The organism is Pseudomonas sp. P867 (assembly GCF_019891455.1).
Taxonomy (GTDB): domain Bacteria; phylum Pseudomonadota; class Gammaproteobacteria; order Pseudomonadales; family Pseudomonadaceae; genus Aquipseudomonas; species Aquipseudomonas synxantha_A.
Window position 1 is genome coordinate 398,675 of the sequence record NZ_JAFLXB010000004.1, and the last position, 22,059, is coordinate 420,733.

At 57.2% G+C, this 22,059-nt stretch carries 16 protein-coding genes; 2 read left to right on the top strand and 14 right to left on the bottom strand.

What is annotated here, in order from left to right:
- Positions 1-15 precede the first annotated feature (15 nt).
- The 3 genes from J1G33_RS10515 to J1G33_RS10525 all read right to left on the bottom strand — a co-directional run bounded on the left by J1G33_RS10515 (position 16) and on the right by J1G33_RS10525 (position 2,955).
- A complete protein-coding gene (locus J1G33_RS10515) occupies positions 16-603 on the bottom strand; it encodes a hypothetical protein (RefSeq protein ID WP_223018050.1) in 588 nt (195 codons plus the stop codon).
- Complete coding sequence (locus tag J1G33_RS10520; RefSeq protein ID WP_032878478.1) at positions 600-1,172, bottom strand: RNA polymerase sigma factor; 573 nt, start codon at positions 1,170-1,172, stop codon at positions 600-602. The genes J1G33_RS10515 and J1G33_RS10520 overlap by 4 nt, the downstream gene beginning before the upstream one ends.
- A 154-nt stretch (positions 1,173-1,326) precedes the next feature.
- Positions 1,327-2,955, bottom strand: coding sequence for a VWA domain-containing protein (locus J1G33_RS10525; protein WP_223018051.1), 1,629 nt, complete (start codon positions 2,953-2,955; stop codon positions 1,327-1,329).
- 224 nt (positions 2,956-3,179) lie between these two features.
- Here J1G33_RS10525 and J1G33_RS10530 point away from each other — a divergent pair, with 224 nt between their 5' ends.
- On the top strand, positions 3,180-5,381 hold the full coding sequence (locus tag J1G33_RS10530) for a M10 family metallopeptidase C-terminal domain-containing protein (RefSeq protein ID WP_223018052.1): 2,202 nt from the start codon (positions 3,180-3,182) through the stop codon (positions 5,379-5,381).
- A gap of 6 nt (positions 5,382-5,387) precedes the next feature.
- Here J1G33_RS10530 and J1G33_RS10535 read toward each other — a convergent pair whose 3' ends face one another.
- From J1G33_RS10535 to J1G33_RS10550, 4 genes are all read right to left on the bottom strand, one after another.
- Positions 5,388-6,038, bottom strand: coding sequence for a DUF799 domain-containing protein (locus J1G33_RS10535; protein WP_043049149.1), 651 nt, complete (start codon positions 6,036-6,038; stop codon positions 5,388-5,390).
- Positions 6,035-6,397, bottom strand: a complete 363-nt coding sequence (locus J1G33_RS10540; protein ID WP_223018053.1) for a DUF4810 domain-containing protein — start codon at positions 6,395-6,397, stop codon at positions 6,035-6,037. The genes J1G33_RS10535 and J1G33_RS10540 overlap by 4 nt, the downstream gene beginning before the upstream one ends.
- Positions 6,398-6,426: 29 nt before the next feature.
- Positions 6,427-7,107 carry a CsgG/HfaB family protein gene (locus J1G33_RS10545; RefSeq protein ID WP_005783620.1) on the bottom strand — a complete coding sequence of 227 codons (681 nt, stop codon included), beginning with the start codon at positions 7,105-7,107 and terminating at the stop codon, positions 6,427-6,429.
- 359 nt (positions 7,108-7,466) lie between these two features.
- Positions 7,467-8,159, bottom strand: coding sequence for a hypothetical protein (locus tag J1G33_RS10550; RefSeq protein ID WP_148854225.1), 693 nt, complete (start codon positions 8,157-8,159; stop codon positions 7,467-7,469).
- A 254-nt stretch (positions 8,160-8,413) separates the two neighbouring features.
- Between J1G33_RS10550 and J1G33_RS10555 the strand changes: the two genes are divergently transcribed.
- Positions 8,414-8,671, top strand: a complete 258-nt coding sequence (locus J1G33_RS10555) for a hypothetical protein (RefSeq protein ID WP_005783616.1) — start codon at positions 8,414-8,416, stop codon at positions 8,669-8,671.
- A 106-nt stretch (positions 8,672-8,777) separates the two neighbouring features.
- Here J1G33_RS10555 and J1G33_RS10560 read toward each other — a convergent pair whose 3' ends face one another.
- From J1G33_RS10560 to J1G33_RS10590, 7 genes are all read right to left on the bottom strand, one after another.
- Positions 8,778-9,227, bottom strand: a complete 450-nt coding sequence (locus J1G33_RS10560) for a hypothetical protein (RefSeq protein ID WP_248128532.1) — start codon at positions 9,225-9,227, stop codon at positions 8,778-8,780.
- 351 nt (positions 9,228-9,578) lie between these two features.
- Positions 9,579-10,244, bottom strand: coding sequence for a hypothetical protein (locus J1G33_RS10565; protein ID WP_223018054.1), 666 nt, complete (start codon positions 10,242-10,244; stop codon positions 9,579-9,581).
- Between the two features lie 323 nt (positions 10,245-10,567).
- On the bottom strand, positions 10,568-10,960 hold the full coding sequence (locus J1G33_RS10570) for an SMI1/KNR4 family protein (RefSeq protein WP_223018055.1): 393 nt from the start codon (positions 10,958-10,960) through the stop codon (positions 10,568-10,570).
- Between the two features lie 398 nt (positions 10,961-11,358).
- Positions 11,359-11,907: a DUF1629 domain-containing protein gene (locus tag J1G33_RS10575; RefSeq protein ID WP_262416781.1), complete on the bottom strand. Its 549-nt coding sequence runs from the start codon at positions 11,905-11,907 to the stop codon at positions 11,359-11,361.
- Positions 11,908-12,174: 267 nt separating this feature from the next.
- Positions 12,175-12,531 (bottom strand): hypothetical protein, encoded by a 357-nt coding sequence (locus J1G33_RS10580; protein WP_003187492.1) that lies wholly within the window; start codon positions 12,529-12,531, stop codon positions 12,175-12,177.
- A 76-nt stretch (positions 12,532-12,607) separates the two neighbouring features.
- Positions 12,608-12,913, bottom strand: a complete 306-nt coding sequence (locus J1G33_RS10585) for a hypothetical protein (protein WP_223018056.1) — start codon at positions 12,911-12,913, stop codon at positions 12,608-12,610.
- Positions 12,910-22,038 carry a filamentous hemagglutinin N-terminal domain-containing protein gene (locus tag J1G33_RS10590; RefSeq protein ID WP_262416782.1) on the bottom strand — a complete coding sequence of 3,043 codons (9,129 nt, stop codon included), beginning with the start codon at positions 22,036-22,038 and terminating at the stop codon, positions 12,910-12,912. Before J1G33_RS10590 ends, J1G33_RS10585 begins: the two co-directional genes overlap by 4 nt.
- Positions 22,039-22,059: the final 21 nt, after the last annotated feature.

The window sequence follows — 22,059 nt, forward strand, 5'->3', positions numbered from 1 at the left end:
TTCGTGGCGTCAGGTTCAATGCTTTTGCAACGCCTCTAGCCGTGCCGGCAAGTCCTGCTCAGGAAAGCGTTGATACAGCGCCAGCAGTTTTTCATCCGCTGCCCTGGTTTCACCCGCTCGACGCAGGTTCACAATTTCCTGCAGACCTTCTTCCAACGTAGGCAGCGCCCGCTTGCTGAGTTTCGCCGCTGGCTGATCCGCCACTGCGCTTTCGGCTTGAACCGGCGCACTTTCAACCCGTGGCGCCATCGCCATGCGGGCCATTGGCGCGGGGGCGGAAAACGCTTGCGGCGCTGGCTGAGCGGCTTCTTCGTGGCGCAGCGCGGAGAATGTCGCCGTAGAGATTTCGGGCTGCGGCACGGGGGAGCGCATGACCACGCCGATCATCAGCGCCAACCCGGCGACGGTGGCGAATGCCATTTGCCAGCGCGGGCGTTGGCAGGCTTGCAGCCAGCGTTGCCACAGGCTGGGTTGCGGCTGCGGCGCTTCGCGGCGGGCGGCGTTGAGGATGAAGGCGTCGAGGGACGCGGGCGGTTCGCCCGTGCTGTGTTGACGGTAGTGCTGGAGCAGCGCGTCGTCCGGGGTGTGTCGGGGGTCAGTCATACAGGTACCTCCTCGGCCAGCAGGCGCCGCAATTTTTGTAGGGCGTAGCGCAAGCGGCTTTTTACGGTTTCCAGCGGGGCGCCGGTGAGGGTGGCGATTTGCGGCACTTCGAGGTCGCCATGCAGGCGTAACAAAAACACCTCGCGCTGGTCTTCGGGCAGTTCTTGCAGGGCGGCGTCGAGGCGCGCCTGGTCGCGGCTCAGGCTCAGTTGTTGCTCGGGGCCGGCGCTGTCGTCGGGTTGGGCGTGCAGCTGTTCATCGTAGCTGTCGTGCAAGGGGTTGTGGATGCCGTGCTTGCGCCAGTGGTCGATCAGGCGGTTGCGGGCGATCTGGAACAGCCAGGTGCGAAAACTCGCCCGGCCCTGGGGCTGGGTGGTGCTGCGGATCAGGCTGAGCCAGGTGTCCTGGTAGATTTCTTCGGCCAGTTCGGCTTTGTTGCACAGGGACACGAGGAAGCGGTACAGGCCCTGACGGTGGCGCGTGTAGAGGGCTTCAAATGCGCCAGCGTCGCCGGTTCGGTAGCGGGCCAGCAGCGATTCGTCGCTGGGTGGATCGTCTGGGACGGCCATGTAATGGGCGAACTCCTTTTTGTCAGCCGAAGCAGGATTACTGTGGGAGGGGGCTTGCTCCCGATAGCAGTGGGTCATACAGCACATCGGATACTGACACACCGCCATCGGGAGCAAGCCCCCCTCCCACATTTGATCTCGGTTGTGAGCGAGATCAGGGTTTGAGGCTTTGGGCCAATTCGACCAGTTGCACGAATTCGTTGCGCAGCCCGAACGGGTCATCGCCGCGGGCCGAGCGTGCCAGTGTGGCGGTGTCTTGCAAACTCATGTTGCCAGTGTAGCGGCCATCACCCTTGAGCTGTTGGGCGAACGCGGCAACGGCTGAGGAGAAGCGCAGGTCGTCGCTGGCCGGGGTGGCCTGGCTGGCGATAGAGCGCTCGATCAATTGGCTCTTGCCGCCCGCAGCGGGCTTGTAGCGCACCCGTAGCATCGCCAGCTCGGCGGATTTGCCTTCGGCCGTCGGTGCATTGGCATATCGCAACGGCTCCAGCCAACCCTTCTCGCCCTTGGGCACGATTTCGTACAGCGCGGTCACTGTATGGCCTGCGCCGATTTCGCCGGCATCGACTTTGTCGTTATTGAAATCCTCACGCTTCAAGGCGCGGTTTTCATAGCCCAGCAGGCGGTATTCGCTGACCTGGGCGGGGTTGAATTCCACCTGCAATTTCACATCCCGTGCGACCACGGCCAGGGTCGAGCTGAGTTGCTCCACCAGCACCTTGCGCGCTTCACGCAGGTTGTCGATGTAGGCGTAGTTACCGTCGCCCGCATCGGCCAGTTGTTCCATCAGGTGTTCGTTGTAGTTATCCACACCGAAGCCAAGGGTGGTCAGGGATACGCCGCTTTTGCGCTGGGTCACCGCCATTTGCTTGAGGCTGTCGAAGTCGCTGATGCCCACGTTGAAGTCACCGTCGGTGGCCAGCAGGATGCGGTTGATGCCCTTGTCGATAAAGCCTTCGCGAGCCATCTGGTAGGCCAGTTCGATGCCGGACGCGCCTGCGGTGGAGCCACCGGCAGTGAGTTGGTCGATGGCGTTGCGGATCTTGGCTTTTTCAGCGCCCGAGGTGGGCTTGAGCACCACGCGGGATTCACCGGCGTACACCACCAGTGACACGCGGTCCTGATCGCGCAGTTGGTCCACCAGTAATTTCAGCGTGCTTTTGACCAACGGTAAGCCTTCGCGGCGGTCCATGGAGCCGGACACGTCCACCAGGAAGACCAGGTTGGCGGGCGCCAATTCTGCCACGGCTTTATCGGAGGCCTTGATACCGATGCGCAGCAGTTTTGTACGCGGGTTCCAGGGCGTGGCGGCCAGCTCGGTAGTCACGCCAAATGGGGAGCCATCAGTGGGCAATGCATAGTTGTACGGGAAGTAGTTGACCATTTCCTCCAGTCGTACCGCACCTTCGGGTGGCAGGCGACCTTGGTTGAGGAAGCGTCTTACGTTGGCGTAGCTGCCGGTATCGACGTCGATGCTGAAGGTGGAGACCGGGGTTTCGGCGACGCGATGCACCGGGTTATCCGGCAGGTTGGCGTATTGCTCGCGGGGTTCGCTGCGGTAATCCATCGTCGCCATTTCTCGCACCGCCATAGGTGCCGGCATCGCCATACGCTTGATCACTGCATTCTGGATCGGCGCGCTGTGAAGTTCGGCGAGAGGCGCGGGTTCAATCGGCTTGGCGACGTCGGGGGACGATGACAGCCCACACCCAGCCAGCGCCACCAGCAGGGTGACGGCAAAGCCTTGGGCAGCAGGACGCAGCAAGAGCACAGAGCGGGACATGGGCTGAACCTCGTGAGTGAATGAGCCGTTCAACAGATCAGACGTGAGGCTGCACCGGTACGGGTTAACCACGGATATTTCTTCGCCCAATTGCTGCGTCACACTTCGAGACACAACCGGGTGAACCTGCCATTACCACCAGCCACATATCGAGAGTTCGCCTCCCTGTCAGAACAGCCTGTTTCTTGACGTCTTTGGAGCCTTTTTACATCAGAGAAATCGCGATGAACTCCGTAAAAAATAACCTAACACACCGCTATGAGCCGCCCTCATTCGCCGAACGCCCGAGCTATGCCGGGGCCGCTTCAGACAAGCTGTCCTACGCCACCGAGCAAGCGGCAGAGCAAATCACTCGAACGGGCTATCGTTGGAAAGTGCAGAACCCAGACGGCACCACACCTATCGGCTATCGTTTTTTCACACCTTCACAAGCCACCTACAGCACACCCACCGGCGCTAACGAGTTCTCACCGTCGCAAAAAGAGCAGGCCAGGCGCGCCATGCAGTCTTGGGCGGATGTCGCCAATATCTCCTTCACTGAGAATGCACCCGAGGCCAAAGGGCAACTGTTACTGGGCAATGACCCGAACCAGACCGGCCAGTCGGGCCATGCGTCTTATCCAGGCATCTACAGCGATGGCACCCAGGCCTGGTTCGCGTCAGACGGCATGAATCGACCCTTCACTCACGGTAGTTTCAGCCGGTACCTGCTGGCCCATGAGATCGGCCACACCCTGGGCCTCATGCATCCCGGCAAATACAACAATGGCGGCAGCTACGCTGAAAACGCCCGCTACGCCGAGGACAATCGCGCCTACAGCCTGATGAGTTACTGGTGGGCTGGTCACCTGGGCCATGACCACAACAAGAACGGCCAAACCCACTATGCCGGCGCGCCGCTGATGGACGACATCACGGCCATCCAAAAGCTCTACGGTGCCAATTACAAAACCCGCGACACCGACACGGTGTACGGCTTCAACTCCAATACCGGGCGTGACTTCCTCAGCCTCAACTCCGCGGACGACGCGCCCGTGTTCAGCGTGTGGGATGGGGGCGGCAACGACACGCTGGATTTCTCGCGGTTTCATCAGGACCAGACCATCAACCTGAAGGCTGAACACTTCTCCGATGTCGGCGGCATGAAAGGCAACGTCTCCATTGCCAAAGGCGTGACGCTGGAAAATGCCATCGGCGGCACGGGTACTGATCGACTCATCGGCAACCACGCCGATAACCGCCTGACCGGTGGCCTGGGCCAAGACACCCTTACCGGTGGACAGGGCAGCGATACCTTTGTGTATAACAACGCCAGCGAGTCGACCGCGCAACGCCCCGACCTGATCACCGATTTCACCAGCGGGCAGGACAAGATCGATGTGTCTGCCGCAATGCAGGCCGCGGGTATCAAGGACCTGCAGTTTGTGCGCCGCTTCAGCGGCCGGCCGGGCGAGGCGTTGCTTGGTTATGACCCGAACACGCGCCAGCACAGCCTGGCGATTGACCTGGACGGCTCGGGCCAAGCCGACCTGTATATCAAGAGCCAAGGGCCAATCAAGCCAGACGACGTGATCAGCCGAGCTTCCCAGCGGAACCGTGTGCCAACCCCACCCGCCCGGTTTACGCCACAACCGCCGACGCCAGCGCAGACAGCACCGTACAAGCTCCGCCCCGAGCCAATGCTCGCCCCACAACAAGCGCCGTTCTCCTTGCAGAACTACGCCAACGCATCCCTTAAGGGCACGCCGATGCATACCGCGGCCAGGGCCGTGGGCACGATTCGCGAAGTGAGCGTCACGCGGGACTCATGGGGCTACGAACGCGTGCATACCCGTTCGTTGGGTACCGGCTCGCTGATCAACGATGGCAACGGCGTGCTGACCAACCAACATGTGCGCGACGCGCTGGCCAAAGGCAGCAAGCTCGAACTGTGGCTGGGGTATGAACAAGACAGCACCGGCCGAATGAAGGTAGAGCGCAAAGTGCCGCTGGACCCCAACCCGCTCAGTGGCGATGCACGGCTGGACTACGCCGAGCTGCGTGTCGACTTGCCCGCCGGCGAGAAAAAAGCCTTGGCCGATCAGTTCCGGCCGCTCAAGTTGGCCTCCGGCCCCCAAGCATCGCCTGGGCAGAAAGTCTTTATGCCCAACCATGGGCAAGAGGCCCTCGGCATTTCATTTCTAAATACCAAGGGCCAACCCACCACACTCAAGGGATACGACCAGCACAGCCGTAATCAGGGCACGGTCTACCATGATGCCTTCAAGAAGCCCGGCACCTCCGGCTCACCGCTGATCAGCGTCGACACCGGCGAGATCGTTGCTTTGCACAACGGTTCCATCGGCGCCAGCGTAAACAGGCAGCGCGACTCCATGGGCACGGCCACCCCCATCGACTTGATCCAACAGCACCGTCGTCAGAGGTGACGCGGTTCAGTCCGTGCCGTACTTCGGGTTACGCGGCCCATACAGAAGCCCGGTGCGTTGCCCCGCCGACAGCAGGCGCGCACTGGTGATACCGGCAATCGGGTGCGCCGCATCGGTAGAGCTGTTGATCACCTGCTTGACCGCCGCCGTGATCAACATGCCCACCAGGCCGCCACCGTTGTTATTGCCCTCCTCGCTCGACGCCCGCGCCGAACCGGTCCACAAGGTGGTGCCGGTGCGCAGGTCCACCAGTTTGGCCGAGGCCGTCACCGAGGTGTCGCTGGAGATCAGCATGTACTGGGTGCCGTACTCGCTGATGGTGATGTACAGCGCCGCGTCCGCACCAAAGATGTCATGCAGCTTGGCCGGTTGTACGGCCTGGATATCGTTGGCGGTGGTCAGGCCGTTCTGGCGGAAGGTCTCGTCCACCAGGGCAATCGGCAACACGTAGTAGCCGGCTTCGGCCAGTGGGTAGGTGACTTGCGACACCAGGCTGTAAGACGCCTGCACTTCCGGCGATTCATTGATTGGCGGCAGTACCAGGATCGACTTGGGCCGCGCCTGTTTGTACGCCGAATAATCAACCGTCTTGGGCGCGGCGCAACCGCCGAGCAACGCCAGGGCCAGCAAGGCGCCGGTGAGTTTTAACAGGCTCATTTGGTGGCGACTCCGGCTTTGGCGTTTTTCAACAGAAAGTCCATGTACGCAGCAGACTCAGGGAACAGCGCCTTCTCGGTGCGAAACTCCTGCACCATCTGGTCATCCTTGCCCATGTTCATGTACAGCATGCCCAGGTGCGCGTGGTAACCCGGCGGTGCCTTGCGGCCACTGGCGTTGATCTTCTGCAGATCGCGCTCCAGTGCTTCCACCTGCGCTTCCTTGGGCTCGCCCTTGAAGTACTCGTAAACCTGCGGCTGGTAGCTCTCCCATTGATACAGGGGCTGGGGCGCCGTCTGGCACCCGGCTACCGTTGCGATTGCTGCCAGCGTCAGCGCTAACCTCACTGCCTTGCTCATCCGTGTACTGCTCCTTGTGGTGTGGCTGATCAGTTACGCGGGTTCCAGGCGCCGGCGTTGATGCCGTCGACCAGGCGGTTGATCGCTTCGCGCATGGCCAGGTCCAGCACCTTGCCATTGAGGGTGGAGTCATAGCTGGCGGTGCCGCCGAAGCCGATCACTTCACGGTTGGACAGCGCGTACTCACCGGCGCCCTGGGTGGAATACACCACTTCGGAGGTGTTGATGTTGACGATATTCAACGCGACTTTGGCGTAGGCCACTTGGGTCTTGCCACGGCCGAGGATGCCGAACAGCTGGCGGTCGCCGGTTTCCTTGCGGCCGAATTCGGTCACATCGCCAGTCACCACATAGTCAGCGCCCTTGAGCTTCTGCACGGTGCCTTTGATTTTGGCTTCCTGGGAGATCTCGCCCATGTTGTCGCGGTCCAGCACGCTGAAGCGGTTGGTCTGCTGCAAATGGGTGATGAGGATGGTCTTGGCCTGGCCGCCGAGACGGTCGACGCCATCGGAGAAGATGCCGCGCATGTAGCTGGAGCGGTTGTCGAACTTGCCCACGGCAATCGGCACACGCACGCCGGAATAGGCCACGTGGGCGCTGGCGACTTGCTCCACCGGCATCGCACGGTTGCTCTCGGTGGCGCAACCGGCCACGGTCAACAACGCCGCGGCGGTGAGGCCCGACAGCAGGATTTTGGACAGTGTCTTCACAGGGTGCTCCTTGGGTGAGGAAAACAGCGTTGCCGGGTTTTCCAAGGAGATAGGCAGCCTGAAAACGCACTGGCCTGGATTCTTCCCTGAAAGACTGTGATGCAACGGCTGCGGCATTTTACGGGGTTGAGAGCGGTTCTCAAGTTGTTTCGGCCGTATGACTGCCGACCGCAATACTCAAAGCAACGAAGATCCAATGTGGGAGCTGGCTTGCCTGCGAAAGCGGTAGTGCAGCAACAGATGCAGCGACTGACACACCGCCTTCGCGGGCAAGCCCGCTCCCACAGGGGAACTGCGCTTAACCCTGACTGGCATTAGTCCAAGCCCGCCCACCAACAGCCGCCAGCCTTCGCACAGACCTACTTGAGCTCCTTCACCAGATACTGCGCAGAAATCTGCGTAATCCCGGTCAACGCCCGGCGCAAGGCTTCAGGGTCAGTGCGGTAAGTGAGCGGCGTGTAGCCATAGACGTTCTGGCCATTAAACGGCGTGACCGCCTCAAAGGTGCGCCAGATCATCTCATCGCCGCGATCCATCTGCGCCATCACGTTAAGGGTCGGATAAATCACACTGCTGAAACCCTGGGTCAGGCGAAAGCCCCACTCGGACACGGTCAGCTGAATCTGCGCATCGGCGGGCTCATCGTCGCCGACCACCTTGAGCGTCGAAGTCTTACCCAACTCATCGACAAAGCCCTGCTTGAGCAACACGCCTACATCGAGTTTTTCCGCCTCCATCACCGTCAGGATGGCCACCGGCGTCGGCATCTCGGCCAACTGCCCAAGCTTCATGCCCGCGGCAAACCCGGCGCCACTCAACGCCGCCGTACCCAGCTTGGACGCCCCGCTGGCCATGCCAACACCGGCGCCAACCCCGGCACCCAGGGCCGCGCCCCAGGCCTGTTCGCGGCCGAAGTACACCATGTTTTTTTCCCACTTCACGGGCAGGACTTTGACGGTCTTGATCTGAGCGCGGTTTTCGGGGGTGAGGGGGTGGCTGACGCAACCGCCGAGGATGAGGGTGGCGAAGAGAATGAGGAGGAGGTTTTTCACATTGGTCCTTTAATGTTTGGGGTGAAGCTTTCAGATTTGCATAGTCGTAGTGCGTTTGTTCGTGAGCAGTATGTCGGCAATGGGTGGCAAGACGTTAGTAGCTGCGTACACGCTCCGAAGCGGCGGCATTTTGATGTCTTGCGCGGGCTTGGTGATGCGGCTTATAGTCCGGCCGTCACTCAAAAGGTGACCGGGTTTGGCGACCCGAAGAACGAGCCCTCAATAATCCAGAGAGCTTAATGATGAATCGATACATTCCCCTAACCGGCCACGACTGCACCGTCCCAGCCCTGATCATCGACACCCAGGCACCTCTCGACGTCCTTCACGACGCCGCCGTGCACCGCATTCGGGCCGTCACCCAACTGCTGGAAAACCTGGCCTTTCGCGAACAACTCAGCAGCGATGCCGTAGTACTTTCAGACTTCGCCCATTTGCTGGCCATTCCGCTGCGCGATGGGTGTGATTTGCTGGATGTCATCAGTCGCAGGCTTAATGCCGATCCGTCTTGAGTGAAAATCGGGCGGCCTTCGTGTCGCCCGCTTTGGCCTCGTGCGGGGAGGGTAAAGGCTAAATAAACCCGCCCTTTCGCACTGCTCCGCCTCGATGACCAAGCGTTTACAAAGAACCTTCACAATTCTTTTTGTTAAATTCAAATCGGCCAATTTCTTTTACATTTTTGCTACCAAAAACATAAACGTAAGTCCCGCCCAGCGAAAAAATGGATTGTTTTTCAAAATTTTGGGGATCACAAAAAATATTTACAACTGCTGACTTGGTAGCTTCCAAGTTAAAACTAGAAACATCAGAATCATAATTCAATAAAGAATAATAAACCGTTATAGTATGACTATTAGTCGCATCCATACGAACAAGCTCTGTATTTTCGTCAACCTTCCGATTACGCGCGTGCGTTCGCGCGGTGACGATTATCAAGTCACTAAGGAAGGTTGGTTTGCTAGGCTCAGGCGTTTCTTCTGTTGCTTGTTTTATCAAGACCGCTGCTATACCAACAAGCAACAGCACAAAACCCCAGCGCCAAAATCCTTTTTTTGTTTCATCAGTCATTATGTATAGCTCCCTTCAAGCATTGATTGGTTTTTATGCGACCTCGAATCAAAATAAATCTATGCCCTTTTCTTCTCTTTGCACCAGCTCAACTTTTTCCTTTGATATGATTTCGCCACGGGACGAGCAGTCACCTTTTCTCGCGGCAAGGGCCGAGATCAGGAGAAATGGACACCCGAAGAAGGTTAAGTAAGTGCCATTCAAATCTATCCCCTTTTCTAGTCCCCTTTTCTACGCCCGACTTATAATAAACCATTTTGTTAAAGAATCACCAAAACAGAACCTTTACACCAACTCAACCAAGCCCAATCAAAACTGCAACACACCAACCAATTTAACAAACAAAAAAAATCAAACCACTAGACTTTTTAGTCGGTCACCCGCATTGAGTAGTTCGTCGGCAGAAAGCGGAGTATAACTAATTACAATCAAAACCCCTTCTTCAAATTCATACACTTCTTCTACGTAACCATTCAACAAATCAAAAAGTTCACGAGGCCCCTTTCCAAAGGCGCGAAAACACAATTCCTTATCGAAATAATTCGCTGCATTTATACGAAAAACGCCATCCCTACCATTAACGTCTTTTTTTGTAGCGTCACAAGCTTCCAACACTAAAGGCCAATCGTTCCTCGTAACATTCCAATCATGTAAAGCTGAGCGATAGGAGCCAAACGCCTTTATATAAACAGGAAAAACAACCTTCAACAAATACGAATAGTCGACTTTGGAGTCTGTAAATTCAATAAATAGCGTATCATCAAACTGCGCATCATCTTGGAGATACTTCTGATCTCGCAGAGCATATGAAATTCGACCTTTAACGCCGACTGGAAGTAGCTTATCCAATGACACCGAGGTCACCAACTCGCTTCCAATAGGGGGAACTTCAAAGGCATCGTTCAAACTCCACGGAACGCCCAAATCGCCTATAGCCCTCAAAAAATCTTTATGCCTCTCTTCGATAGACTCTGAAACACTAGGTCTATGCCGAAACTCAAGCTTATATTTAGTCATTACCGTGCCACCCTTACAGAAATATTTCTGATATTTTGCTCAATAAGGATATCTGTTGCCCTATCGGCTGCTTTTTGATTAGGAAATTCAAAAACAGCCTTAACTCCCGGATTCTGCTTTAGCGCTGCCGATACTCGCTGAACGCTCTGTATCTGTTTATCAAATGTAGTTAGCGCCGTTTTCGATCAATCAAAGTTATACCGTTAATGTCCTCTACACTATCAAACTTCACAAAACAAAAGGGGACAGATTTATTTAATAGGTTTTTTACTGCTAACTAAAATAAATTTGTACCATTTTCAGTCCCCTTTTCTGTTCCAAATTCATTCCAACAAATTATAAACAAACAAATAAAATGTATCACATAACTTTTTAACACTCATATCTGCAGAGTCTATTTCCACTACAGCCCATTTATCATTTTTATCAAAACCGACACATCGTCCCTGCATATCATCGCCACAAATCATGACACCTTCAAATTGCGCCGCAGTCTCCTCATCAAAAATATCACTTGCCTCTATAAGGCCGTTGTAGAGCATGAATCCGACTGTTTCAATTTCCCCACTTCCGAACTCCTGCAAAAACTCTAAGTAATCATCAGGAGCATTTTTCTGCCCTGCCCTTATTGCATTAAGACTCGCATCATCTACAGCAGCCAAGCCATCGAGCAAATGCTCTTCTTTCTTACTCTTTAAAAAAGCTTTAATATCCATCTTCACCCCCTACTTTTTGTCGGAAAAAATCTCTCTGGCCACACCTCCGGCACGGTGTATTCCACCCTGATGCTGATCCGGAAATCTGGCAGGATGCATATTCCGCCATTCGTTAGGTCCGCCAAAGCTATTTTCAATAATATGATGTGCGTCAAACGGCTGTCCGGCTTTTCGCGAAATTGTCACCCCGTTTTTTGCGACAACATCCTCCGTGTAGCGCGGCCACACTTGCCCAGTATTTACCTCCCATTGATTTATCAGATCATTTTTTACCTTGTTAAATTCCTTCCTATTGATGTCAGATAACTCTGCAAAAGGGGGGCAGATTTAATCAATGGCCTTTGCACTACCACCACGAATTAAGCAAATTCGCCGCCTTCCCCCAACTACCTGACTAACTAGGTAACGGTTTCTTGATCACCATTAACAGATTCAAACAGTACGCCGACAACACCAGCTGCCACAAGTCGCCGTTTCACTTCTTCACTTACTATGATCGCACCCAAATATTTTTTAAGTCTAAATATATGACTTGATCCGACCCTACCCGGGTCAACCACCAAATTGTAGAAAGCACGATAGTTGCCGGCCATATCTGGCCTAACAGGATCATCTACCTCAAACTTTTTATAGCGAGAGCGCTTTTCATCCACGCAATCGATTTGCGTTTCTATAATCATCAAAAAATAGCTCTGGCAAACCACTTTATTGTTTATCTTAACCGGCTCAAAAACGACATGCTGATAAAGTTCGTCTATCTCTGGCAAACCGGCGAGCGAATTTTTTGCCCTCTCGCTTAAAACAGGAACACTGGCGTATCCAGCGAGGGAATAATCAACTTCTTTACCGTCGAACCTTACATCGAGGGTATATGTGCCTGGCTCCGTAAAATTAACTGCAGGATCACTGAAATGCCAGTTATCTACATGATGTACATCTCCGAGCACCCACCTATCGCAGACAGTTACATCTTGTCGCACTAAGTAATATCACATTTCAGTCCCTCGTAAGCCATTTATCAACTTCACTACCCACGATTACTGCTTCTGACTTAATCCCTTCCAATATTTTTGTCACGAATCAACGAAAAAAGGGGACTGTCTAGTCCTGAAATAGGTTTACACCTGCTTCAGGACTAAACAGCCTTTAAACTCTAGTCTAGATAAATCTGCCCTCTTTTCTTGTCCCTTTTCTTCAGTCCCCTTTTCTTAAACTTATTCATCATCCCAAAACTGCCCCGGCGGCGCATAGTTGCCATCTTCCAAGATGCTGCACCATCCAAAAAGCCTATAAAACATTTCAAGATCCAATATTTGGTAGATATCAATATCAACTTTTTTTAACGACACCCGACCGTGTGCATAGTGAGAGTATTGCCCACCTACCCCACCTATCGCTCTTTTTTCAAGTTCTGCACGATCCCACTCCAGAACGGTTCCTGCAGCTTCTGGCAAAGGGTCCAAAAATTCAATTTCAAACTCCGTTGCAATTTTGCAAATGCAAGGAATCAGCCTTTGCTCGAGCAGGCTGTGGGTTAACAAATTCTCGGGAAACTTAATGCTTAATTTCATTTCAGAGCATCCTTTGGAACAACAACATAACCTGAAAAATTCTTTTCACACTCAAAAATTAATTTCACACTTTTACTCACGGATAAACGAAATTCGTCTTTACTTGCCCACCAACATCGTAACTCATCACAAAAGAACTCCAGTTCTCACCCCGCGATGCTGCGCTAGCCTTCAACTCCTTAATTAATCGATACAAAACAGCACCATTGAAATCAGTTTGCGGCTGCTCATTTACCACGCCATTTTTCTCAATGGAGATTTCTTCAACCATGTATCCATCGCACACCTCAGTCTCATACCTGAAGGCATCATAATCTTCAACAATTCCTGACTGAAGCAATTCAAATATACTTTTAACAAGTTCTATATCTTTGGTAATCATTCTTTATGCTCCGGTATTCTGCGAGCTTCATTTTCAAATCGAACAGTTTGACGCTTTCCATCGATTATATAAGTAACATCCAACGTATCTGGGCGCAACGATCGAGGATCTTCGCGATTAAATTTTATAGTTGTCGGTCCTACTACTTTATTTGGATCGTTCAAAGCGCTCTTGATTTTGTGTTCGTAAAATACCTTATACGCTGAGCTATTGAAATTCTGATCTTGGGCGAACAAGTTGTAACCATCGCATGTCCCACCCTGACTACACGCTTGTGCGTGTCCGCCTACATCAGTTTCTCTACCGGTCTTCCCAGCAGCAGTTTGCCTCGCGTCCCGTGGAACCTTGATATCAACCGGGGTGAACGTGAGCTCTTCGACTAGACCTCTACTGTCGGTTACAAAAGTAGTGCCGTTGTCCAGCTCATAACGCTGGTTGGGCATACGTGCTTCTGGATTGTTGAGCATTTCGTACTCAGGCGATCCTTTGACTGACTTACTGCTGTCGACTTTGATTGTTTCAGCCGTTGGTGTGTCTTGACGATTCCAATTCTGAGGTACCCCATCTGTCGCGCTGGAATCTAGCCCATGAACCGAACAGCTCCCCGAATTACAGGTATAACAAGGCCCAATGTTATGTACCCAGGTACTTAGCTTGCCAACATAGAACGTATGTCCAATATCCACCGTCAGGTTGTACGTTTTACCCTGCGACTGCAGCAGCTTTATTGATACAACGGAGATCGAAGCCTCTTGCGTCGCCCCATCCCCCAACGACTGCAGTTGATCACCCGGCTTGAGCTCTATAAGTGGCACAAAGCCTTTGCGCTTAGGCACGTAGAACGGATGACCCGGCGTCACTTGCAGAGTCTCAGTGATACCTTCACCGGCACTGCCGTTCTTCACAAGCGTCAACTGATAGATCGGTTGATCCGTGCGAATGTGGGTTGCTGAGACCTTCGACGCGAACGGCTCACCGCCTTCTTCAGGTTTGGTCCAGACGACGTCGCCCACCCTGAGCGCGTCAATGGCTCGTTCACCATCAGGGGTGGCGACCATAGTCCCGGCTGCAAAACAGCATGGGCTATAGCCTGCTAATTTGGCCTGTGCTTGGTTGGCAAACTGTTCAGTCCCCTTACCCGCCGCCGCATCCAAGCCTTTACCAGCTGCTGACTCAAGACCCTTTCCGGCAACAGTCTCTGCAGCCTTGCCAGCGATAGCCTCCGTACCTTTAACCGCTAATGCGTCGCGCGCTGCCAACTCTTTGATTGCGCTTAACAATGCTCCCTTGCCTACTCCACCTATGGGCATAAGCTCAGCAAGCAGCTTGAGATCAATATCTGAATTAATGCCACCACTTGCCAAAACACGTAGCCGGTCTATTTGCTCTGCTTGGGAGGCGGCGTCAGAACTGAGCGCGGCGATCTCAGGGAGTTTCGTGATAGCCGTACGCTCTCCGTATTGCTCGGACCACGCATCAGGCACAACACCCATGCCACCAGGTTCGTTGTTGTAGGTTGTGTTACTTGAAGGATTGAACAGCAGCGAATCCTTGTACTGCTTTTCTGTGGACTTGAACGCAACGACCTGATCCCCGTTGGCAACAATGGGGCTGCCATCTCCCCAGGTCAGCAGGACTTTCTCGTTTTGCAGCTTGGTGATAACTCCCCGCGCAACAGTCAGGTCGTCACCTAATGCTTGCCCTTCAGGGTTAGAAGGACCGTAACCGGCCAGAATCCCTTGAAGCTCATTGTTGGTTTTCTGATCGACCTCGCCTCCGGCAACAAACGTTAGGAGCGCATCCCACTCAAAACCAGATCGGCTTTGACCTTTGGTGGCATCTAAACTCTTGGCCTCTTGGGCCAGTCGTTTCTCTTCTTGAACGTGCAACTTGCGGTTGTATGACTGTGCATTCCCGGCGATTTCCGAGCCCATGGCGACATCGCCATCAACACTCGCGGCAGCGAGCAATCCCACCAGCTTCGAAGCCGCATTGACCAGACGATCGTGTTCCGCTGGATCATTGCCACTGAGCAAAGGCGACTTATCCAACGCCACAATAAGGGCTTCGTTAGCACCCGCAGCCATCGCTCCCGTTTTAAAGTCGCCGCCCATTGCTTCTGAAAGCAAACCACCTACAACAGCATGCAGTGCAGTTTTGCTCAGGCCGCTGTCTTGAAGTTTGAAGGCATTACCAAAATCACCAACGCCGGTGAACGCTGTCGCCTGCATTACATCGAAAAGGCTACCCTTCATTGCATCCTTGAAGCTGCCTTGTCCAAGAGCTTCAGAGAGCGTTCCGCGTACGGCACCGCCAGCCAATTGAATCGTTCCAAAACGGCCAATCGCTGCGGGGTCATTCCAATGGGGTACGACGCTTGGTCCACTTACCTTGTTAGTTACAGGGTCGCTCTGCGCGCCAAACCAATTGCCACTGGCGTAATTCACAAAGCCCGCAGAAGCGCCCGCGATCAGTGACTGCTTCAAGCTGTCGCTGCTGAAGGTTTCCTTGAATGCGGCCCCCAAGTTGCCTTTATTGTTTATGGTGCTGACGACGCCGGTACTGGCAAGCGAGGTCAACGAGGCAGTCGCGATGACGTTGCCCAACCCTGCTGCAGTTCCTGCGACTGCTGCGGTGGTCGACGTCGCAGCGGTAGCGGCTGTCGCGGCAGCCATAGTGGAGCCGGCCCCTACAGCGCTACCTGCCGAAGCAGCTAGCGCACTGGCCGCTCCCGCCGTCAACACGGTGACAACGATGATAATTGCCAGCATTGCGCCTTGGCCGAGGCTGGAGTGGCTGTATTTAAAGGAGTCGTGCAACTCCTTCACATGCCGCCAATCCACATCCCCACGCTTCTCGGCTTCTTTCAACCAAGCCAACTGTGGGTCTGCTTTGACCATCACATCAATCGTTTGACTAACCGTGTTCTGATCAATCTGTTTAATGTCGATCTTCAGCCCGTTAACCGCCTTGATCGCCAACTCACCCTGTGCCTTCAACTCACTTTGGCGCAACGTCTCGTCGGTATTCCCCTTACCCTTGGCGCTGGTCCACGCCAGGTCACCCTTGCTCTTCTCGTGGCTCTCCTGGTGCAGGTCTTTGACTGCCTCGAACGTCACCGCACCGCCACTGGTGATGGCCAGGTCCTTACCACTCTCAAGCTTGGCCCGCTGATACAACTGATCACCGCCACTGACCAGCGACAGATCACCACCAGTCTTGATCTCAGTCCCCACATTCGTGACGTGGGTCACCTCATCACGTTTGGTCTTCTTCGCGCCCCAGCCACCCTTCTCCTTCATGTCGTAAAGGCTGTAGGTGCTGTTCTGCGCCGCCAACAAACTCAACTTATCCCCGCTATACAGATAAGCCTCATTCCCCGCGCTGATCCTGCTCGCCACGATCGTGGTGTCACGCCCCGCCTGGCTGACAAAATCCCCACCCGCCGTCAGTACGCTAGCCACTTGGGTGGTCTGGTCGTCCGAAGTCTTGATGCGTTTTTTGCCGTCCTTTTCCTTGCCCTCGACGTTGTGCATGTCGCTGACCGAGGCGACGTTGAGGTCGCGGCCGGCAGCGATGGTGAGGTCTTTGCCGGCGGTGGCATTGCTGCCAATGATGTTGACGTCTTGGCCGGCCTGCATGTTGAGGTTGCCGCCCGCCGTGACGCTGGCGGCGAGGTTTTTGACGTCGGTGGTGATGCTGGATTTCTCGCCGCCGTCGCGGGTCTCGTGTTTGACGCTGGTGTCGCTGGCGGCGATGAGGTTGAGGTCGCGGCCGGCGGTTAAATTGGCGTCGTTGCCAGCGGTGAGTGCGCCGCGGTTGGTGAGGTCGCGGCCGGCTTCGATGGCGAGGTTTTCGCGGGCGACGATGGTGCCGGCGCTGGTGTCGGTGAGGGTGCGCATACCGGCGCCGTCACGCACCTGGATGGCGGTGGTCTCGTTGGTGATGTCGCCTTTGAGCGCCGTGAGGCTGACTTGTTTGCCGCGGATTTCGCCGGCCATGGCGTTGCGGATGCTGTCCTGGGCCAGCAGGCTGAGATTGTTGCCGGCTTCGACCAGGCCGCCGGTATAAATGCTGCCGCTACTGATGGCGGAGAGGTTGTTGCTGGCGCGCAGGGTGCCGACGTTGATCAGGTCGCCGCCGGTGACCAGGTTGAGGTCGCGGCCCTGGATAAGGCTGTTGCCGCGCACGTTGCGCGAGTCGGCCTGGGCCAGGTACAGCACCGGTACGAGCACGGTCTGGCCGTCGATGACGCGGTTTTCCATCCACACGATGTCGTGGGTCAGGGCGCCGACTTGCTGGTCGGTGAGGGCCACGCCCAGGCTAAGGCGCAGGGCGTCTTTGCTGGCAAGGCCGTTGTCCATCAGGTAGCGGAACTGGTCGGCGTCGCTGTACAGGCCGCCGGCGAGGAAGCGTTGGCCGGTTTGCGCGAGGACGGCGTCGCGGATCAGGCGGGTTTCGTACTGGCCGTCACCGAGGCGGCGCCAGGCATTGTCGGAATTGAAACCGAGTTTGCCGAGCATGTAGTCGGAGCTGAAGAAGCCCGACGTCGAGGTGAATTCGGGGTTGGTCTCGATCAGGTAGTGGCTGGTGGGGTCGGCGTTTTTGACGAACAGGCCGTACTCGCCCTTGGGCAGTTGGAAGGTCGGCGAGCTGGTGGGGTCGACCGGCGCGAAGGCGGTGCCGGTGTAGTCCACCGGTACGAAGCCGCCACCGGGGGCCACGCCCACCACGGGCAGTACGCTGCCGGGCGCCTGGGCGCTCGGGTCGTTGACGTGTTTGCTCAGGTTGATGTTGATGCCGCCGACGGGGATGCCGGTCTGGTCGTCGCCGAGGGTGCCGGTCAACTGGGCCAGGGTGTTGTTGTGCAGCGTGCCGTTTTGCAGGGTTCGGGCGACGTTGAGGTTGACCGTGCCGCCGGCTTGCAGGGTGGCGTCGTAGCCGGGGCCGCTGTTGTTGGTCCAGGTGGTGACGTCACTTGCGTAGGCGAACGGCAGGCTATTGGGTGAGCGGCTTTTGAGTTCTTCGAAGCGCGCCTTATCGAAATTCCCGGCCGCCGTGGCCGCATTGAACGCGGGCACGTCGACATATTGCATGCGTTCAAACAAATCGTCGGAGACGTGACCTGGCGTGCCGATGACAAGCTTGCGCTGGCCCGTGCGCGTGGCGGCGCCCTGGTTGAGCAGGTCACCGGCAGTGATGCTCAGGTCGCCATTGGCGGCCATCAGGCTGTAGCGGTTCTGCACATTATCGCCTTGCAGCAGCATGTTTTTGCCCGCCACCAGGCGCGCCGCTACCGAGTCCTTGGTCGCCGCCTCAAGGTACGTCTCGTAGATGGTGATCTCGCCACGTTCCCAGTTGTCGCTCTCGCCGCAGTGCTGGCCACAGATCCAACTCAAGCTGCCGGTGGTCAGTGTCTGCCCGAGTTCGAATTCGTCTTTGGCGTTTTCGATAATGCCCGCATTGATGCCGATCGAACCTTCGCTTTCCACGGTGCCGGAGCGGTTGCTGAACAGCACGGCACGCCCGCCATCGCGGGCGGCGAAACTCAGGTTGCCTTTGCTGTAGACATCGCCATAGCTGTTGCTGAAGCCATTGCTGCGCAGGGTCATGTCACCGCCGCTGAACAGCAGCGTGTCGGCGGCATTGGTAATGCCGTTGACCGCAGTGAGGTTCACTGCGCCCTGGGCACCGAGGGTGCCACGGTTGTTGATTTGCGCGGCGGCGATGTCCAGTTGCTGGCGGGCGGTGAGGAAGCCGAGGTTGTCCAGGGTGCCGCCCAGGGTCAGGCGGGCATTGGTTGCGGCCAGGCGGCCGCCGTTCTGGCTGAGGTTGTTGGCGGCGACGGTGAGTGTTTGCAGGGCCGAGACGCGGCCGCTGTTGGTGATATCGCCGGTGGTGATGCTGATGTCACCGTCGCTGAGCAGTTCACCGCCGTTGTCCAGGCTGGCCACGTTGAGGATCAAGCCCTTGGCGCTGGCCATGCGGTCGCCGGCCTTGAGGGCCAGCCCCTGGTCGCTCTTGTAGGTGAGCACGTCGTTGAGTTGCACGCGGCCCAGGCCGTCGACGTTGCCGAAGGCCCAGTCGGCGCTGCCCATGCCCTGGATATTGCCCTGGCTGCCGGAGAGGCTGGCGGTGTTGAGGTGGAACAGGCCGGTGCCGGCGTGTTGCAGCATGCCGTTCTGGTTGTTGACGCTGGCGGCGTCAAGGCTGAAGGCCTGGCTGCCGAATTCGAGGGTGCCGTTCTGGTTGTTCAACGCACCGCTGAGGTTGACGCGGCTGCTGGCGCCGCCCAGGGCACGCAGTTGCCCGTTGGCGCTGTTATCGAGGTTGCCGCCAGTGAGGGCCAGGCCCTGGTTGGCTTCGACCAAACCGCCCTGGTTGGTGAGGGTGTCGCGTGAGGTCAGGTTGATCTGATTGCCGCTGATCTGGCCCGCGCTGTTGTCGAGGGTGGCGCCGCTGACGGTCACTTGTTCTTTGCCGAACAGTTTGCCGCCACGGTTGGCCAGGGCTTCGACGGTGAGTTGCAGGTTGCCGACCAGGCTTGCCATCAGGCCGCCGCTGCCGTTGTCGACGTTGTTGGCGGTGACGGTCAGGCTGTCGCCCTGCACGGTGCCGCCCTGGTTATCCAGGCGGGTGGTGTTCAGTTCGGTGAGGGCGCCGCCGCTGAGGATCAGGCCCTTGCGGTTGCTCACATCCTGGCCGCTGTAGCTCAGGCCTTCGGCGCCGGCCAGCAGTTGGCCGTTGTCGTTGTTCAGGTGCTGGGCGGCGATGTCCAGGCGCTTGCCGCGCAGGGTGCCGCCGTCGTTGTTGAGAGTGGTGAGTTGCTTGACCAGCACGCTGCGTTCGCCCGCGTCGATCTGGCCACCGACGTTGGTGAGCAGGTCGCCGACCTTGAGCACCACGTCGCCGCCATCGCTGACCAGCGCGCCTTTGTTGCTGTTGGTGAAGGTCTGCGCGGTGACGTCGACGGTCTGCCCCAGCAGGATGCCGGCGCTGTTGTCGAAGCGCTCGCCTTGCAGCTGCAGCAGGCCCTCGCTCTGAATGCGGCCCTGGGCGTTGAGCAACTGACCCGGGCCCTTGAGCAGCAGGCTTACGCCCTGGGCGCCACCGGCCAGCAGGCCGGCGTTGCGGTTGTCGAGGCCGGAAGCGCGCACGTCGAGGTGGTCGCCCAACACGCGCCCGGCGCGGTTGTCGATATCGCCGCCAGCCACGTCGAGCAGCAGTTGCTTGCCGACGATCGTGCCGCTCTGGTTATCCAGGTTCGCGGCGTGCAACTCGATATCGCCCTGCCCGGCCTGCAAGCGGCCCTGGGCGTTGTTGAGCTGTTGCGCGGCGGTGAGGGTGAGCTTGCCGGTGTCGGCGCTCAGTACGCCGCCTGCGTTGCTGCTGAGGGTGCCGGCAGTAACGTTAAGATCGGTGCTGGCCTGGGCGAAACCCTGGTTGTTGTTGAAAGTGTTGGAAACGGCGAGGTTGAGCGCGCCGCCGTCAGCCTGGATCAAGCCCTTGAGGCTGTTGTCGAGGTTGCTGGCAGTGACGGTCGCGGTCTTGGCCACCAGTACGCCGTTCTGGTTGTTCAGGCTGCCGGCGTTGACGGTCAGGTCGTTGGCGATAACTTGCCCGCCGCTGTTGTTCAATTCGGCACTGGTGAGCACCAGGCTGCCGCCAGCCATTTCGATACGGCCCTGGCGGTTGTCCAGCGATGCGCTGTTGAGCGTGGCGGCCTGGCCTTCGCCGAAGCGGATCAAGCCGCCGAGGTTGACGATGGCCGGCGAGTTGATCGCCAGGCTCTGCTCACCGAACAGGCGCGCAGTGGCGCCCTGGTTAGTGAGTTTGGCGCTGCTGACCTCGACGGTCTTGGCCTGGATGATCGCGCCCTGGTTGGTCAGCGCTTGCGCGGCGGTAATCGCCAGGGCGCGGCTGGCCAGCAGGTTACCGCTGGTGGTGACGGTTTGCGCGTTCACCACCAGATCGCCGGTGGTGTTGCGGCTGTTATCGGCTGCGACGCCGGCTTCGATGATGCCGGGGTTGTTCACGCTGGCCGCGTTGATCTCGATGCGCTGGCCGGCGGCGATGCTCTTGCGGTTGACCAAGGCCTGGGCGCTGGTGACCTGCACGTTGCCGTTGGCGTAGACCTTATCGGTGAGGTCGACGTTTTGCGCGGTGACCTTGACGTTACCGGTGGCCACCGTTTGCGCCATGCTCAGGCGCCCGTTGGCGTCGAGCTGAATATCGCCACCACTGGCGGCCAGGTTGCCGTCGAGCTTCACGCCCACACCGGCCTCAGTGCCCACCAGTTTGATCGCGCCGGCATACATGCCGCCCAGGGCCGAGGAGTCGATCGCCAGCTCCGGCTTGGGGCTGCCGTCATCGGCACGGGCGGTGGTTTTCAGGCTTTGCGCATCGACGTCGTTGCGCCCGGCGATCACGTTGAGTTCGCGGGCGTTGATTTGTGCGTTGATCTTGGCCGAGCGGGTGATGATGTCGAAACGTTCGACGTTGCTGGCGTTCAAGCCCTGGCCGTCGATGGTCACGGCACCGCCGTCCACTTCATAACGCTGCAACTGACCGCTTGCGTCGAGCACCGGTTTACCGGTGGTGAGGGTGACGTTGGGGGTGTTGATAAAGCCGCAACCGCTGCACGTCACGCCGTACGGGTTGGCCACGATGACCTTGGCCGACTGCCCCGCCACTTCGGTGTAGCCGCGCAACTGGCTGGGGCTGCCGCCGTTGACTTCGTTGAGGATGACGTTCGCCGCGCCGCCCTTGAGGTTGGGGTTGCCGACAATGATCCCGCCCAGTTGGGTGTTGACCATGGCGCCGTTGCCATTGTTGAGGATCACACCGTTGGGGCCGACGTTGTAGTCCTTGAACTGGTTATGGGACAAGCCCGCGCCATTGGGGGTGGCGATGTTCACCACCGGCACGCCATTGCCCGCCGCGCCTACGGTGGTGCCCGGCGCACTGACCACAATGCCCTCGGCCTGGGCCAGCAGCGGCTGCCAGAACAATGCGTTGGCGAGGATCAACGCCAGCCCGCGCTTGGGCAGGCCGAAGAACGCGTCCCGGCGCTTCAGGGCGGCAGAAGGTTGGCGGGCCAGGAAGGCGAATTGGCGAACATCCATTGTCAGGCTCTCATGCAGCGG

Bases quoted from the DNA above. Each gene is read 5' to 3' on its own strand.
- J1G33_RS10535 (WP_043049149.1), bottom strand. From the start codon at position 6,038: ATGAGCCTGTTAAAACTCACCGGCGCCTTGCTGGCCCTGGCGTTGCTC.
- J1G33_RS10570 (WP_223018055.1), bottom strand. From the start codon at position 10,960: ATGGATATTAAAGCTTTTTTAAAGAGTAAGAAAGAAGAGCATTTGCTC.
- J1G33_RS10585 (WP_223018056.1), bottom strand. From the start codon at position 12,913: ATGATTACCAAAGATATAGAACTTGTTAAAAGTATATTTGAATTGCTT.
- J1G33_RS10565 (WP_223018054.1), bottom strand. From the start codon at position 10,244: ATGACTAAATATAAGCTTGAGTTTCGGCATAGACCTAGTGTTTCAGAG.
- J1G33_RS10515 (WP_223018050.1), bottom strand. From the start codon at position 603: ATGACTGACCCCCGACACACCCCGGACGACGCGCTGCTCCAGCACTAC.
- J1G33_RS10520 (WP_032878478.1), bottom strand. From the start codon at position 1,172: ATGGCCGTCCCAGACGATCCACCCAGCGACGAATCGCTGCTGGCCCGC.
- J1G33_RS10530 (WP_223018052.1), top strand. From the start codon at position 3,180: ATGAACTCCGTAAAAAATAACCTAACACACCGCTATGAGCCGCCCTCA.
- J1G33_RS10525 (WP_223018051.1), bottom strand. From the start codon at position 2,955: ATGTCCCGCTCTGTGCTCTTGCTGCGTCCTGCTGCCCAAGGCTTTGCC.
- J1G33_RS10560 (WP_248128532.1), bottom strand. From the start codon at position 9,227: ATGACTGATGAAACAAAAAAAGGATTTTGGCGCTGGGGTTTTGTGCTG.
- J1G33_RS10590 (WP_262416782.1), bottom strand. From the start codon at position 22,038: ATGGATGTTCGCCAATTCGCCTTCCTGGCCCGCCAACCTTCTGCCGCC.
- J1G33_RS10580 (WP_003187492.1), bottom strand. From the start codon at position 12,531: ATGAAATTAAGCATTAAGTTTCCCGAGAATTTGTTAACCCACAGCCTG.
- J1G33_RS10540 (WP_223018053.1), bottom strand. From the start codon at position 6,397: ATGAGCAAGGCAGTGAGGTTAGCGCTGACGCTGGCAGCAATCGCAACG.